The sequence below is a fragment of the Massilia sp. IC2-476 genome, assembly GCF_020707295.1.
Taxonomy (GTDB): Bacteria; Pseudomonadota; Gammaproteobacteria; order Burkholderiales; family Burkholderiaceae_D; genus Telluria.
Genome location: NZ_JAJFER010000001.1, coordinates 844171 through 859594 on the forward strand (window position 1 = coordinate 844171; position 15424 = coordinate 859594).

At 59.4% G+C, this 15424-nt stretch carries 14 protein-coding genes; 10 read left to right on the plus strand and 4 right to left on the minus strand.

Annotated features, from left to right (window positions below):
* The first annotated feature begins 102 nt into the window (after positions 1 to 102).
* The 3 genes from LK539_RS03845 to LK539_RS03855 all read left to right on the plus strand — a co-directional run bounded on the left by LK539_RS03845 (position 103) and on the right by LK539_RS03855 (position 3925).
* A complete protein-coding gene (locus LK539_RS03845; protein ID WP_227799577.1) occupies positions 103 to 1164 on the plus strand; it encodes a hypothetical protein in 1062 nt (353 codons plus the stop codon).
* 60 nt (positions 1165 to 1224) lie between these two features.
* Positions 1225 to 2409, plus strand: a complete 1185-nt coding sequence (locus LK539_RS03850) for an ATP-binding protein (protein ID WP_227799578.1) — start codon at positions 1225 to 1227, stop codon at positions 2407 to 2409.
* Positions 2410 to 2542: 133 nt separating this feature from the next.
* Complete coding sequence (locus LK539_RS03855) at positions 2543 to 3925, plus strand: serine hydrolase (RefSeq protein WP_227799579.1); 1383 nt, start codon at positions 2543 to 2545, stop codon at positions 3923 to 3925.
* Here the strand turns inward: LK539_RS03855 and LK539_RS03860 are convergent.
* Positions 3909 to 4295 (minus strand): MerR family transcriptional regulator, encoded by a 387-nt coding sequence (locus LK539_RS03860; protein ID WP_227799580.1) that lies wholly within the window; start codon positions 4293 to 4295, stop codon positions 3909 to 3911. The genes LK539_RS03855 and LK539_RS03860 overlap by 17 nt on opposite strands.
* An 81-nt stretch (positions 4296 to 4376) precedes the next feature.
* Here LK539_RS03860 and LK539_RS03865 point away from each other — a divergent pair, with 81 nt between their 5' ends.
* From LK539_RS03865 to LK539_RS03885, 5 genes are all read left to right on the plus strand, one after another.
* On the plus strand, positions 4377 to 4778 hold the full coding sequence (locus tag LK539_RS03865) for a hypothetical protein (protein ID WP_227799581.1): 402 nt from the start codon (positions 4377 to 4379) through the stop codon (positions 4776 to 4778).
* A gap of 178 nt (positions 4779 to 4956) precedes the next feature.
* Positions 4957 to 5370, plus strand: coding sequence for a hypothetical protein (locus LK539_RS03870; RefSeq protein ID WP_227799582.1), 414 nt, complete (start codon positions 4957 to 4959; stop codon positions 5368 to 5370).
* Positions 5371 to 5378: 8 nt separating this feature from the next.
* A complete protein-coding gene (locus LK539_RS03875) occupies positions 5379 to 5783 on the plus strand; it encodes a phytanoyl-CoA dioxygenase family protein (RefSeq protein WP_227799583.1) in 405 nt (134 codons plus the stop codon).
* Between the two features lie 41 nt (positions 5784 to 5824).
* Entirely contained in the window at positions 5825 to 7663 is a 1839-nt protein-coding gene (locus tag LK539_RS03880; RefSeq protein WP_227799584.1) for a recombinase family protein, read from the plus strand.
* A gap of 677 nt (positions 7664 to 8340) precedes the next feature.
* Positions 8341 to 9135, plus strand: coding sequence for a hypothetical protein (locus LK539_RS03885; RefSeq protein ID WP_227799585.1), 795 nt, complete (start codon positions 8341 to 8343; stop codon positions 9133 to 9135).
* Here LK539_RS03885 and LK539_RS03890 read toward each other — a convergent pair.
* The 3 genes from LK539_RS03890 to LK539_RS03900 all read right to left on the minus strand — a co-directional run bounded on the left by LK539_RS03890 (position 9132) and on the right by LK539_RS03900 (position 11810).
* Complete coding sequence (locus LK539_RS03890) at positions 9132 to 9809, minus strand: recombinase family protein (protein WP_227799586.1); 678 nt, start codon at positions 9807 to 9809, stop codon at positions 9132 to 9134. The genes LK539_RS03885 and LK539_RS03890 overlap by 4 nt on opposite strands.
* Positions 9806 to 10810 (minus strand): hypothetical protein, encoded by a 1005-nt coding sequence (locus tag LK539_RS03895; RefSeq protein WP_227799587.1) that lies wholly within the window; start codon positions 10808 to 10810, stop codon positions 9806 to 9808. Before LK539_RS03895 ends, LK539_RS03890 begins: the two co-directional genes overlap by 4 nt.
* A 550-nt stretch (positions 10811 to 11360) precedes the next feature.
* Positions 11361 to 11810, minus strand: coding sequence for a hypothetical protein (locus LK539_RS03900; RefSeq protein ID WP_227799588.1), 450 nt, complete (start codon positions 11808 to 11810; stop codon positions 11361 to 11363).
* A 557-nt stretch (positions 11811 to 12367) separates the two neighbouring features.
* On the opposite strand from LK539_RS03900, the gene LK539_RS03905 reads away from it, so the two are divergent.
* Together LK539_RS03905 and LK539_RS03910 are read left to right on the plus strand one after the other, a co-directional pair.
* On the plus strand, positions 12368 to 12871 hold the full coding sequence (locus LK539_RS03905; RefSeq protein WP_227799589.1) for a phytanoyl-CoA dioxygenase family protein: 504 nt from the start codon (positions 12368 to 12370) through the stop codon (positions 12869 to 12871).
* Positions 12872 to 13001: 130 nt separating this feature from the next.
* Entirely contained in the window at positions 13002 to 15377 is a 2376-nt protein-coding gene (locus LK539_RS03910; RefSeq protein WP_227799590.1) for a M1 family metallopeptidase, read from the plus strand.
* Positions 15378 to 15424 lie beyond the last annotated feature (47 nt).

The window sequence follows — 15424 nt, forward strand, 5'->3', positions numbered from 1 at the left end:
ACACCCGAAGGATCAATAGATGAGCCAATTGCGGCCCCAGGCGCGGAACTTTTGGCCAACATACGTATAATGGCGCCGATTTCCCCTTCATTTCCGTCGAACATGCATACCCCCGCTGCACCCGAACCCCTGGCACAAGATGCGCTGCCCGCCCACGCCGACGAGGCCGCGGCCCGGCACCTGGGCGACATCCTGAGGGTCGCCGTCGAGCACGGTCCGGGGCACGGGGCGCTGGTGGTCTACGACGAACGCACCGCCCTGTCGCGCGCGCTGCTGGCAGGCTACCGGCGCAATCTGCCGGACGCACGCTTCGTCGACTTCGACGCTACCAGGCCGGACGAGGTGCTGGCCGCCTTCCGCGCGATGGCGCCGAAGGACCTGGTGGTGCTGGTCCAGTCGACCAATTTCCGCCTCGATGGCTTTCGCATCCGGGTCGAGCTGTTCAAGCTGGGCCTGAAGGTGATCGAGCACGTGCACCTGTCGCGCATGCCGGGCCCGCAGTCCGAGCACTACATCGAAGCGCTGGCCTACGACCCGGCCTACTTTCGCGGTACCGGGCGCGCGCTCAAGGAGCGCATCGACGTGGCGCCGCATGCGCGCGTGCTCGGTGGCGGCGAAACCCTGTACTTTTCTTCGCCGTTCGAGCCGGCCAAACTGAACGTGGGCGACTACAGCGAGATGCACAACGTCGGCGGCCAGTTCCCGATCGGCGAAGTGTTCACCGAAGCGCTCGACCTGGAAGCGGTGCACGGCCGGGTACAGGTGCACGTCTTCGGCGACACCAATTACCGTTCCAATCGTCCTGAGCTGCCGGTGACCCTGGTCATCGAGCGCGGGCGCGTGGTGGGCACGGAGAACGCCACCCCGGCCTTCCAGGAAGTGCTGGACAAGATCACTGCGGACGAAGGCGAAGTCTGGGTGCGCGAACTGGGCTTCGGCCTGAACCGCGCCTTCACCCGCGAACGCCGCGTGGACGACATCGGCACCTACGAGCGCATGTGCGGCATCCACCTGTCGCTCGGCGCCAAGCACGGCGTGTATCCGAAACCGGGCTTCAAGCGCAAAGATGCGCGCTACCACATCGACGTATTCGCAGTCACGGACGCCGTCTACCTGGGCGAGGAACGTGTTTACGCGGACGGCGAGTGGATTTGTAACAAGTAACTTTCCGGCACGCCACAAGTGCTACCATGGCTCGTTTGTAACCATTTCGTGGGGCGTTCCATGGCAGGAAATGCAATTTCTTGCGTCGATGAGATCCAGGCAATCGGTGCTGTGCCGAAGATCCTGGAAACCGTCGCCGCCATGACCGGCCTGCGTTTCGTGTGCATCGCCCACGTGACCCCGGACTCATGGACCGCCTGCGCCGTCCTCGACAAGCTCGAATTCGGCCTCAAGCCAGGCGATCCGCTCGACGTCACCACCACCCTGTGCGAAGAAGTGCGCGACACCGGCGCCGCCGTCATCATCGATCACGTGAGCGAAAGCGAGCGCTATCGCGACCACCACACGCCGCGCATCTACGGCTTCCAGAGCTACTTCTCGATTCCCGTGTTCCGCCCGAACGGCCAGTACTTCGGCACCCTGTGCGGCCTGGACCCGGAACCGGCGCGCCTGACCGATGCCGTCACCGTCTCGACGCTGCAGCTGTTCACCGAGCTGATCGCCAAGCAGCTCGAGAGCGAGCAGTCGCTGGGCGAAGCGCGCGCGGCCCTGCTGGACGAGCGCGAGACCGCCGAGCTGCGCGAGCAGTTCATCGCCGTGCTCGGACACGACCTGCGCACCCCGCTCGGCTCGGTGCTCTCGGCCAGCGAGATCCTGCTGCTCAAGCACCAGGACCCATCGACCCGCCAGGTGGTCGAACGCATCCGCCGCAGTACCCGCCGCATGGCGGCGCTGGTCGAGGACGTGGTCGACTTCACGCGCGGCCGCATGGGCAGCGGCATCGCGCTCGACCTGCGTCCGGTGCGGGGCGCCGACCTGCGGCTCTACGATGTGGTGGACGAGCTCTCGGGCCTGTATCCCGAGCGCCTGATCGACACCGCGATCCAGCCCGGCCTGTCGCTGCACTGCGACCCCGAGCGGCTGGCGCAGCTGCTGTCCAACCTGCTCAAGAACGCGCTGGTGCACGGCAGCGAACACCATCCGGTCTTCGTCGTCGCCCACGTGCGCGAGGGCCGCTTCACGCTGCGCGTCACCAACGGCGGCCCCGACCTGAGCCCCGCCGTCATCGCACAGCTCCTGAAGCCCTACTGGCGCGCCGCCTCGCGCGCCGGCAGCGAAGGCCTTGGACTGGGCCTGTACATCGTCGACCAGATCGCGCGCGGCCATGGCGGCACGATCGACGTCGGCTCGAGCGCCGGCTCGACCTCCTTCACCTTCACCATGGCCGCCGACGCGCCGGCCTAGCGCGGCGCTTGCGCTAACTGTTCCATTTCCCGATACTGCTTACCGATGAGGTAACACGACAACGCAGACGGGAGACAGGATGGACGCAGTTCTTGGAAGGCGCGCATTCACGGCATGCGCATTGGGTAGCCTGATGTTGGCCTGGCTTCCTGCCCAGGCGCAGGATGCGGAATCGATCGCGCGCATCGAACGCGGGCTGCGCCCGGCGGTCGCGATCCAGGGCGCGAAGCTCGAGACGCGCACGCTGGCCGCCGAGATGGCGCGCCTGAACGTGCCGGGCGTGAGCATCGCCGTCATCCGCGGCAGCAAGCTCGCCTGGGCCAGGGGTTATGGCGTGACCCATGCGAACGGCCAGCCGGTGACGCCGCAAACCCTGTTCCAGGCGGCTTCGATCAGCAAGCCCGTGGCCGCGATGGGCGCCCTCAAGATGGTCGAAGCGGGCCAGCTCGACCTCGACGCCGACATCAACACCGTCCTCACGAGCTGGAAGCTGCCGCCTGGTCAATCCAAGCGCCCTGCTACCCTGCGCCAGCTGCTGTCGCACACGGCCGGCACCACGGTCTCGGGCTTCCCGGGCTATGCCACCGGCGCCCAGGTGCCGAGCCTGGTGCAGGTGCTGGACGGCGCCGCGCCCGCCAATACCGGACCGGTGCGCATCGAAGGCATGCCGGGCGACGCCTGGAAGTATTCGGGCGGCGGCTACAGCATCGTGCAGCAGGCCATGATCGACCGCTCGGGCCGGCCCTTCGACGCACTGATGGAAGAGATGGTCCTGAAGCCGCTCGGCATGAGCGACAGCAGCTTTGCCCAGCCCCTGCCCACCACCCTGCTGGCGCGCGCCGCCCTGCCGCACAACGCGAAAGGCGTGGCCTATCCGGGCGGCCCTTACACCTATCCGGAGCTGGCGGCAGCCGGCATGTGGACGACCCCGACCGACCTGGCGAAATTCGCGCTCGCCGTGCAGCGCGGCGCCAGCGGCGGCGATGCCGTGCTGTCGCCGACCATGACGCGCACCATGCTGCGCCCGGTGATGAACAACTACGCCCTCGGCGTGGAAATCGACGGCAAGGCGCCACAGCACGCCTTCGGCCACGGCGGCAGCAACATGGGCTACCAGAACTCGCTGTACGCCTACGTCCAGCGTGGCGAAGGCGCGGTCGTCATGACGAATGGCGATGCCGGGGCCGAACTGGCGCAGGAACTGATCCGCGCGGTCGCCGCCGAGTACCGCTGGCCGACCTACCAGACCGTGATGCGCAAGGCGATCACGCTCCCGGCCGCCACCCGCGCCAAGCTGGTCGGCCGCTACGAAATCAAGGGACTGGGAAGCTTCGACATCGCCGAGCGCGAGGGCAAGCTGATGGTGGCCCTGCGCGACAACCAGTGGGAAGCGCTCTATGCCGAATCGGCGCGCACGCTGTTCGTGCTGTCGCGCGAGCTGGAGCTGCACATGGCGGACAAGGGCGGGCGGCTGAAGAGCGGCTCGTTCGACGTCGCGTTTACGCGGCAGCGCTGAGGCCTGATGTCGGTGTGCGTAGCGGGCAGGCGTCCAGCGGTTCGGCCAGGCGCTGCGCCAATCCTGCACGCAGTTCCGTGAGGCCTGCGATGCGGGCGTCGATATCCGCCAGCTTGCGCTCCAGGGCCGCCCGCAGCTCCGCGCCGGAAGTGGCCGGGTCCTGCAACAGCGGCATGCCCGCCTCGATCTCGGCCAGCGTGAAACCCAGCGCCTGGGCGGTGCGCAGGTAGCACAGCCACTCGACCGCTTCAGGCGGATAGTCGCGGTAGCCATTGCCGCGCCGGCGCGCTGTCAACAGGCCACGCGCTTCATAAAAGCGCAGCGTATCGCGGCTCAGGCCAGTGGCTGCCGCCAGTTCTCCGATCTGCATCCACCTACTCCAAAAAGCGCTTGACCCTGGAGTGTACTCCAGGCTTGAGGATGTGGGCTTCGCAAGCAACGGAGTCCCGCCATGTCGATTTCCCTGAACACCAACCGCCGCATCGTCAAGGCCAGCGCCCTCTATGACCTGGTGGTGACCGCCGCTTTCGCCACACCCTGGACCTTCGCCCTCGCCCACGGCCAGCTCTCGTCGTTAAACGTTCTGCTGGGCGGCGCCGCGCTACCCGCCTTCACGCCCTTCCATATGCTGTTCGCCTGCCTGCTGGGCAGCATCGTGCTGGTCTGGTCGGTATTGCGCATCCTCGAGCCGACCCAGCGCCTGGGACGCTTCGACGGCGTCGGGCGCTTCCTGTTCACGCTATGGATGGCTTGGTGCCTGGCGGTGACCGGGGCGCCGATGCTGTGGCTGTTCGTGGTGCCGGAATTCGCCTGGGGCGTAGCGCAGTGGTGGCCGGTGCGCCGCGATTCCTGATGCCCGCATCATGGTTCGAAGTGTGCAGGTGAGCATCGATATTTCCATATGGATAGAGCACTGTTCCATAGACAGGAATAGAATGCTGTATTCGCTTCCTACAAGTCACCTCACCGGGTTCCCCGACAGGTCATGTGACATGCAGCCGGCCCGATCGACTCGCTCACACTGGCTCACTATGTCTCCCCTTGTCCTCGTCGCGGAAAGCGATGAACTTACACGCCTGACCCTGCTCTACATGCTGGATGCGCTGGGCTATATCGCCAGTGGCGTCGACGACCTGGACGATATGTTCAGCGCAATGGAACGGGTGGCCTTCGATGTCCTGATCGCCAGCCTTACGTTCCATGATCCGGATGCGGCAGTGATTGCGAGGGAAGCCAAACTGCGCCAACCCGGGATCAAGGTGATCGTCGCAAGCGGATACTATCCAGAAGAACAGCTGAAGCCGTGCATCGACGCCTTCGTCCAGAAACCATTTACGATGGCACAGATGGACGCGGCGATCAGGCAGTTCGGATTCGCCGCCCAGCTTGGCCCTGCGCTTGCATCTGACGCGACGACAGCTGTGAAAGCAGTCATATCTGATTAGAATACGCCATGCTCAGCAACGAACAACGTGACCTGTACCGACGCGACGGTTTTCTCGTCCTGCCCGGCTTCAAGAATCTCGACGAGATCGCAGCACTGCGCCAGCGTGCAGAGCAAATCGTCGACGCCTTCGACCCGACCGAGTCGCGCGCCATCTTCACGACCAAAGACCAGGAACGCGCCAGCGACGCCTGGTTCCTCGGCTCGGACAACACGGTGCGCTGCTTCTTCGAGGAAGAGGCCTTCGACCCAAGCGGCCAGCTGCGCCAGGCCAAGGCGCTGTCGATCAACAAGATCGGCCACGCGATGCACGACCTCGACCCGGTGTTCGATGCCTTCACCCGCGACCCGAAGCTGGCTGCCGTGGCGCGCGACCTCGGCCTCGAGCAGCCGCAGGTCTGGCAATCCATGTAGAACGGATGGCGCTTTGCACCCCATCCGGCTAAACTGTCGGGATGGACACGACTACCAACACCCACACCACCGACACCAGACCACTCGCGTATAGCTATCGTAGGTTCAGTTCCGTAAAACAGGAGGAAGGCGATAGCCTGCGGCGTCAGAAGGACATAGCCAAGGAATGCGCCAAGGAGCACAACCTGCACTTGGTGGATAACGACGAATACTCGTTCCTTGATCGTGCAAAGTCCGCCTACTCTGGAGCGAACTTCAACGACGACGATTCGCAGTTACGTAGGTTTTATGAACTGGTCAAGAGTGGGGCGATCCCGAAGGGAAGCTACCTTATCGTTGAGTCGCTGGATAGGTTGTCTCGTCGTCATCCAACCGAAGCGCTACCGCGATTCTTTGAACTTCTGCGAGCAGGAGTCAACGTAATCACTGGCATGGACAAGCGGGTCTATACCGGCGAGCCGAGCGAAGTTGAACTCATCGTTTCGATCATGGAGATGTCCAGGTCGTACCGGGAGAGTAAGTATAAGTCGGAGCGTGTCGGGGAAGCGTGGCGAGACAAGCAGGAGCTTGCGCGTGAGAAGTTGACGCCCATGGGAGCTACCCGGCCAGCTTGGCTCACTCCGGTGTATCGGGATGTGGACCAAGGGAACCCGAAGAAGAAGCCAACCCATTACGTCATTGATGAGGATAAGGCCGCGATAGTCCGGCAAATCTTCCAATGGACGTTGGATGGTTACGGGCGTGAAGTCATCGCCAGGAAGTTGAACGAAGCTGGTGTGCCAGCGTTCAGGACAGAGAAAGGCTGGGGCGGCTCCAGCGTCGCTCAGATATTGAAGAGTCCTACGGTTCTGGGTATCTACCAGCCTTACCGGGGAAAGGGTAAGGAGCGGGTTGCAGTCGGGGAGCCGATCAAAGGATTGTACGATCCGATCATTGATGAGCAGACGTTTTACGAGGCCCAGAGGGCAACGGATCGTAGGTTCAGGGAGCGAGTGACGAAGCATCCGCCCAGGTATAACGTGTGGCAGAAAATTTTGAAGTGTACGAACTGTCACGCATCATTGAACTACTACACCAAGGGAGCGAAGCAACCTCCGTCACTTCGGTGCTACGAAGCCGGGAAAGGCAAGTGCAAGGCAAGAGCTATCCGCGTGGACAGGTCAGAGGCGGCGTTTAAAGAGATGCTTACAAAGGTCAACAGTTTGGCATTGGTACAGAGCGATGCCCGTAGCATTCAGAGCAGGCTGTACGAAGTGCAGGGTCGTATAGCCGAGCAACAGGGATTGATCGCTGAAAGCCAGAAGCTTTTGCTTACACGGCGGTCCCCTACGATTCTGTCGATGATTGCGGATGCTGACGACGAGATAGCGGCTCTCCAGCGCCAGGAAGTCGAGTTAGAGCAAGCGCTCGCGGCGGATGCAATCACAAACAAGGAAGACTTCCTCGCCCGAGTTGACTTGACGAGCTACGAGGGACGAGCCAGAGCTAACGAGTTGTTGAAGCGGCTGGGAATTCTTGTCACTGCGTTCAAGGTGGACGACACCGTACGTTACGAGGTGTACAAGAAGGAACTGAAAATCTTCACAATGACTGATTCGGGCAGTGACGTTCCGATCCAGGTTAAGAGCTATAACGGGGAAGTGAGTACAGCCATGTGGAAGCAAGGCGATACGGATGAGCTTGTCGCCCATGGTACGTTCTTCCGTAAGCTGAGAAAGCCAGAGGATGCACCGAAAGCGGCTCAGCCTACCGGGCCTGTGCCTGACTGGTCGCAGTACGATGATACGTTGCCTGACGAAGCGTATGAGCTACTTGGTATCACTGGCGATGAAGATGAGCCGGTCTTCCATGAGACGCCTATGCACGCACCAGACGACTAAGCTCCCGGCCTGATTTTTCTACCAAAAATAATTTCGGAGCCGGCCTGTCCGTAACGATGGGCGACACGGCCAGGAGGATATCAACGGGGCGCTTACGCTTTGCTTGACCAGCTTGGGCTGCTTCTGTCAAGGATTCGTCCCCGCCGCTAAATATCGAGGGGAATTCTGAACCATCAGAGGCCCAGGAGGCGTATCAAAATCCTCTACAGGCCGCTTTACTGATGAGTTGAGGAATGGGTAGCCAAACATGGCAAATCGTTGCCACGGGCTTATACGTGCGTTTTGGAGTGGATTGACGATTCGTTCAGAACACATAACCAGGACTGACAGTAATCTACGAGCTTCCCTTCCTCGTTCCGGTGGCGTTCAAAGCCTGTAATCGTCATCCGTCCATCATTACACCAAACCAGCCGGACATCGTTTAGCTCTGCTCTTATAACGCCTCCTTGAATGAGCCTTGCCACCTTGGATGGCCTGCGCAAACCTTGGTCCGTTATGTCTTGGACAACCAGGATACCTTCGGCTCCATGAGTCTGTGCTATCGCACGCCTGTCCACCTCGATGCCATATCGCCGTAACTTGATAACACGGACGTTCATTCCCACCTCGCTACTACTGTATGCCCATACAGTATATTAGCACATCGTCAAATACACCTAAGCCGTAACAAACTGTTCATGGCATCATTGATGAATGGTAACTTTCACAAGTGGAGGGAAACGATGCAGGCAGATCGAAACCGTACGAACAGACAGATTGAACCAAAGGTGGGGGCAGTGAACTATGTGCTCATTGCTCTGCTAGTGATCTTGCCTACCGTATTCGGCTTCCTAGAGAAGCCTACGGAGATGGGCGTAATTATCGTCGCGTGTTCGCTGGCGCTTTGCTTCGCCAACCTGAACAAAATACAAAGCTTCAAGGGCGCGGGGTTTGAAGCTCAGATGCGGGAAGCCGTCCAGGAGGCGTACGCTACGTTAGATCGGCTCCAAGAGATGGTACGTCCGGTGGCTAGGGCGACCATTGCCAATGTCGCGTACAGCGGTCGCTGGGATAGCATGGACCGTGAGACCGAGCACGAGTTGATGGCTGAACTAACCAACCTCGTAACGGCACTCGACCTGCAAGACGATTCAGGAATTGCAAAGATGAGAGCGGACTTCTACAGCCTGCACGCGAATGACCATCTTCGTTTCCTCATAGCGGTGATGGAACGTGCGCATATCAAGAATGACAGCGTGAAGCAGCGCCTGACTTCGTTACTCAAAGGGCGGCTTACGGATAACGTCGTTCCTCCATCCGTCGAATCACTCCGCGCAATAGTGGCAGAGCTACCGCTGGAGCAGCGACACATCCTCGAACCCTTCATACTCGACTACGGGCATTATGTGGATACACATACTTACCGTCGGCCCGAGGCGTACTCATACGATCTACTACGCGCGTTTCCATCGTCTGCACCAAACCAAAATTAGTCTTGCAGGCGTGCCAGGAGGTTTGCGACGGTGGCCTTATGCCATTCTCCGTCACGAGCCGTCTTAATTTGGCGAGCGTTAAGTTCCTTAGCGATTCCGCCCAGGGAGACAATACCGGCCTTGGTAATGTCCAGGATGATAGGTCGGAGGTCAGCAGCGTACGCGTCTGCTTTGGCCTTGATGATGCTCACAGCGTCGGCGTTGCCCTTCCCGGCTCGCTGGAGGGCTGCGGCTCCGTTCGGGTTGCCTAGCTTCGTGCCGCGTGCTTTAGCTGCTTTCAGGGCTTCTGTCGTACGGGCCGAGATGGCTTCGCGTTCCTGCTGCGCTACCAGGGCCATGATGCCAACAGTCAGTTCGTTAGCATCTGGCATATCGGCGGCGATGAACTTCACGCCGGACTCACGCAGAGTCAGCAGGAAGGCCGCGTTACGGCTGAGTCGATCCATCTTGGCAATGACCAGCAGGGAGCCGGTGACTTTCGCGAGATGCAGGGCTGCTACCAGTTCGGGACGGTTAGAAGCCTGCTTGCCTGATTCCACTTCTACGAATTCCTTCACGATGCTGGCGCTTCGTGCCGTTGCGTATGCCTCAATCGCACTACGCTGCGCTTCAAGTCCCAGGCCGCTACTACCTTGACGAGCAGTCGAGACACGCAGGTAAGTTACGATTTTCATATTGTCAGCCTTGTGGTATAAGATTGTCTAACGTCGGTAAGGCAATTATATACCCCTACTGCTGGGTTAACAAGCTCCCTCGTTTCTACACCCTTCCTCATCGGGAACCGATAGGACCGGAAGGGGAATCGTCCTATCAGTCCGGCTAGGTTGACTTCTTCGTGATGCGTGTTAGTTCCGCCATTACCGCGTCGCCGTTGATCTTCGGCTTTCGTGCTGGTGCAGTTGGTACTGGCGTCCAGGTTCTCGCATCCGGTGCCCACCATGGCTGTGCTGCTGGCTGTGCTACGGTTGGCGTCTGTGCTTTTACTGGCTGCGATGCTTTGGGAGCCGCTACCGGCTTCATGTGACGTTGCAAACTGCTCTTCATTCTGTTCTTTCGTTTCTGTCTGTGTGGTTACTAATTCCATTGCTGCTGGTAGGGCAGCAATAGGAAGGGAGGATTTAGAAACTCGTTCCCGGCTGCTGTGGTAGATGGTTTTCATGCTGTCGTCTTTAGAACGCTTCTTGTACAGGTATGAACACCAGATAAGTGCATCCTCCAGCTTCGGGCCTGATTTCGTGATGTATGCGTAATTCTGTTTCTTGCCCAGCTTCGTACGATGAATCTTATTTTGTGGCTGGGAGATGTTGAATCCCATTCCGCGTTCTTTAAGCAACAGGACGAGCCAACCGTTTTCAGCGTAGCGAATCCAGTTATCCGGTCTTCCACCTTGATTTGCATCCAGTAAGAGCATTACGTGCATGTGGAGCCCTTTTGCTTCGTCCATTTCAAAGCAGGCTTTCCATTTGCAGGGAACCTTGTTATCCCGTAGCTTTTTAGCTAGGGCATTGACGATATACAGGTAATCGGGTTCATGCTGTGATCCGGTAAATACGAGATGGTAGAGACGGGGCATATCGTAATTGTTGTGCAGGATCATTTCCTTACACTTGCGGTAGTTCGTCTGCGAGTGCATACCACCATTCTTCAAGGTGATTACGGTTTCTTCCTTCTTCATGCTTTTACATATCCTCTAGTTTATATATTCTGTAGTTCCTACTAATACTACTTTTCTTATGCAAATCGTCTGAACGAGACGGAATGAACAAGTTTCTCCTATGAAGCGAGTGTATAACCTTGACGGGACTAGCTCGAAGTTATATATTCTTGTAAGTTATTGTTTTCATAGGAGAATCCTGTTCATGGTGCGTATCGACGTTCGCTATAACTTCACGAATGGTCGGACATCGCAGCCAGGAGAATCAAGCTTTCGATAATTCGGCTCCCGGAGCGTCCCTGCTTCCAGCTTAGAGCTTTCAAAGCCGTCCAGGCTGAGGCCGGGAGGTACACTGTCTGCGATTCCAGTAGGCTCCCACCGTCCGTAACTACGCGGCGGCGTGTAGTTCCCGGTACGTATTCCTTTGCTACGTATTTCATTTCTTTCCTTATGTTGGACGAAGGCAGACGAGCGCCAGCATCCAAATTAGAATGGGACTTGACTGCGATTCGGATTGTCATTTGCGGCCAGGAGTTGGCCTTGATGCGCTCCCATCGGGAGGCGATGGGGATTACTTCGACAGTGCGGCGATAGCGGCGTCTGCTTCCGCTTGAATCTGGGCGATCTTACGGGCGTTTTCTGCCTTCAATGCTGCAATCTGCTTCGCTGCTGCTGCTTGCTTCTCCTCTTCCACAATACGACGGGCTTCTTCTTTGATCGCTCGTTGGCGGTCGGCCTCTTCTTGTTCGGCTCCGATCCGTACGGTTTCTTTTGCACGTTCAACTAGGTAGTCCACTGGTGTTCCCAGGTGCATATCAAAGAATGCCATACCGTTCGGAAAAACTTGAATTGGTCCGTCGCTGAAGATATAACCTTGTCGAGCTAGATACGCAGCTTGATTGAATGCTTCGTGGCACGTTGCCCCGATTCGTACGGAGAATGGCTTACGCATTACTGGAGCATCCAAAGGGGTTGCTACTGCCTGCGGCTCCGGTGCTTCTTGTTTTACGGTTCTGGTCATGGTTATTCCCTATTAGTGGGTTTGTACTGGGTGCTGCGGATGAAATTGGCAACGTGCTGTTTTGTGAATGTCTTCCCAGTTGGAGTGAAGAATCCTTGCGCCGTCAAATGGTTGGCGATAACACGGAGCGAACTGTACGGACGTAGTACGGCAATGATGTCTGACACGTTCGTATAGTAGGTCGGCAGTTGTAGGGGCGAGCCGAATCCCGGCTTTGCAGGCATGAGTAGCCTCCTTATATTCAAGTTGTATGTATGGGGGTTGATTCAGAGAGGAATCGGGGAAGGTGGAAGATTGCCTATCACAGTTTCTTACCACATGCAACATTATCGCACGGAAACGCTTATTTGTCAACCAATGCTACGTAAGTCTTTGATTTTTAAGGAAAAATTCGATTTAGCCAATGACTGGTAAAACCGTACCTTTCTTCCTGTAGAGCCGTGTCGTTCCACGGAGCCAGATGACGGTTTTTTGCGTGGCAAACGAAGAAGGAGCGCGTCCGATTGCTCAACCATGGAGCGGCATTCGGCCTCCCAGGAATGGCGTAACTGCGCAATATGTTGCATGTTTCTAACAGTTGCATACAATGTACGGGTGTAATCCCCTATACGATGTACATCTTCAAGCAGCCGGGCATCGGCGGCGAGGTGCGCTGGCACCAGGATGCGACCTTCTTCGACAGCGATCCGATCACCGTGACCACCTTCTGGTTCGCGCTGGAAGATGCCACCGTCGACAACGGCTGCCTGTGGGCCGAACCGGGCGGCCACCGCGGCCCGCTGCGCGAACGCTTCCTGCGCGACGGGGACCGCATCACGATGGAAAAGCTCGATAGCACTCCCTGGCCCGACGCCAGCACGGCCGTCCCACTGGAAGCGAAGGCCGGCACCCTGGTGTGCTTCCACGGCCTGCTGCCCCACTACAGCGCACCGAACCGCTCGCCGGTGTCGCGCCACGCGTTCACGTTGCATGCGACCGATGGCCGGGCAGTCTACTCGCCGCGCAACTGGATCCAGCGCCAGGACGACTTCCCGGTGCGCAGCTTCGGTCCAACCGCATAAGCCCAGGTTCTCCCCTCGGCAGAGATACATATGCATCATGTATCAGCTTTTTTACAATTCCACCGAACAATTGACTATTAGGTAAAGCTAGAATAGTTTTTCCTATTCCAATTAAAATTCCAGGGGAAATATGATACGTCTGCCCATCGGACTGGCCGCGCTATTCCTGAGCGCCTCGGTACTGGCCGCTCCTCCTTTCGACGACAAGTTCCGCCAGCTCGACGAGCTGCTGCCGACGCCGGGCGCCGTCCGCACCGCTTCCGGCGCGCCGGGCCACGCCTACTGGCAGCAACGCGCCGACTACACGATGCGCGCCACGCTCGACGAGAACAAGCGCGCCATCAGCGGTTCGGGCAGCATCACGTACCACAACAATTCCCCTGATACGCTGAAATACCTCTGGCTGCAGCTGGACGAGAACATCTACAAGCCGGATTCGGCAGCCCGCCGCACCGCCGTGCTGCCTTCGCGCGAAGCCTGGCAGGCGCGCGGCAACGACGGCGTCAAGTTCGACGCCCTGCGCACCCTCCTCGAAGGCAATGCTTTCGAAGGCGGCTTCAATGTCCGCAACGTGCGCGACAGCGGCGGCCGTCCGCTGAAGTACACCATCAACGGCACCATGATGCGCATTGACCTGCCGCAATCGCTGCGTCCGGGCGCCAAGGTCTCGTTCAGTCTCGACTGGAACTACAACATCAACGAGCAGAAGATCCTCGGCGGCCGTTCGGGCTACGAGAAGTTCGATGACAAGAACGACCTGTTCGAGATCGCCCTGTGGTTCCCGCGCATGGCGGCGTACTACGACGTCTACGGCTGGCAGCACAAGCAGTTCCTGGGCGCCGGCGAATTCACGCTGGAGTTCGGCGACTACGACGTCCGCATCACCGTGCCGTCCGACCACATCGTCGCCTCCACCGGCGAACTGCAGAACCCGGGCGAAGTCCTGACCAGCGCCCAGCGCGAGCGCCTGCGCCAGGCGCGCACCGCCAAGAAGCCGGTCCTGATCGTGACCCAGGCCGAAGCCGAAGCCGCCGAGAAGGGCCGCGCCACCACCAACAAGACCTGGCACTTCAAGGCCAAGAACGTGCGCGACTTCGCGTTCGCATCGAGCCGCAAGTTCATCTGGGATGCGCAGGGCGTCAAGTCGGGCGACACCGACGTGATGGCCATGTCCTACTACCCGAAAGAGGGTAACCCGCTGTGGGAGCGCTACTCGACCCACGCGATCATCCACACCATCGAGCAGTACAACAAGTACTCGTTCGACTATCCCTACCCGACCGCGATCTCGGTGAACGGCCCGGTGGGCGGCATGGAATACCCGATGATCTCGTTCAACGGTCCGCGTCCGGTCAAGGACAAGAAGACTGGTGAACTGACCTACTCGAAGCGCACCAAGTACGGCCTGATCGGCGTGATCATCCACGAAGTGGGCCACAACTACTTCCCGATGATCGTCAACTCTGACGAGCGCCAGTGGACCTGGATGGACGAGGGCATCAACTCCTTCGTGCAGTCGCTGGCCCAGGAAGCCTGGGAAGAAGACTGGGAAGAGATGCGCGGCCATCCGCGCCAGATCGTCGAGTACATGCGCAGCCAGAACCAGGTGCCGATCATGACCAACTCGGAGTCGCTGCTCCAGTTCGGCAACAACGCCTATGCCAAGCCGGCCGCCGCGCTGAACGTGCTGCGCGAGACTATTCTCGGCCGCGAGCTGTTCGACTTCGCCTTCAAGGAATACGCCCAGCGCTGGAAGTTCAAGCGTCCGACCCCGGCCGACTTCTTCCGCACCATGGAAGACGCCTCCGGCACGGACCTCGACTGGTTCTGGCGCGGCTGGTTCTACACCACCGACCCGGTGGACATCAGCGTCGACGGCATCACCGAGTACACGGTCAGCACCAAGGATCCGGAAATCGAAAAGGCCTGGGCGCGCGCACGCAAGCAGTCCGAGCCGATCTCGATCACCGACCAGCGCAACAAGGGCATGGAGCGCCGCGTGGACCGCTTCCCCGAGCTGAAGGACTTCTACAACGAGAACGACGACTTCACCGTCACCAACAAGGACCGCAACAGGTTCAACGAAACGATGGCAGGCCTGGAAGACTGGGAAAAGAACCTGCTCAAGGAAGGCAAGCGCCTCTACCTGGTGGACTTCTCGAACAAGGGTGGCCTGGTCATGCCGCTGATCGTCGAGATCACCACCAAGAGCGGCAAGAAGTACATCGAGCGCATCCCGGCCGAAGTGTGGCGCTACTCGCCCAAGAAGATCACCAAGCTGTTCATCGCCGACGAAGAGATCGTGAGCCTGGTGCAGGACCCGTACTGGGAGACGGCCGACATCGACGTCAGCAACAACGCCTGGCCGGCCAAGCCGGTGCCTTCGCGCCTGGAGCTGTTCAAGACCGAGCGTGACCCGGCCACTGGCAACCTGATGCGCGACTTCAACACCAAGCTGGCGCCGCCGAAGACCCCGGGCCAGGCCGAGGCGCCGAAGTCGGAGTAAGGCAGCGTGAACACATGGGTGGAGGAGACTCCGCCCGCTTACCGGCA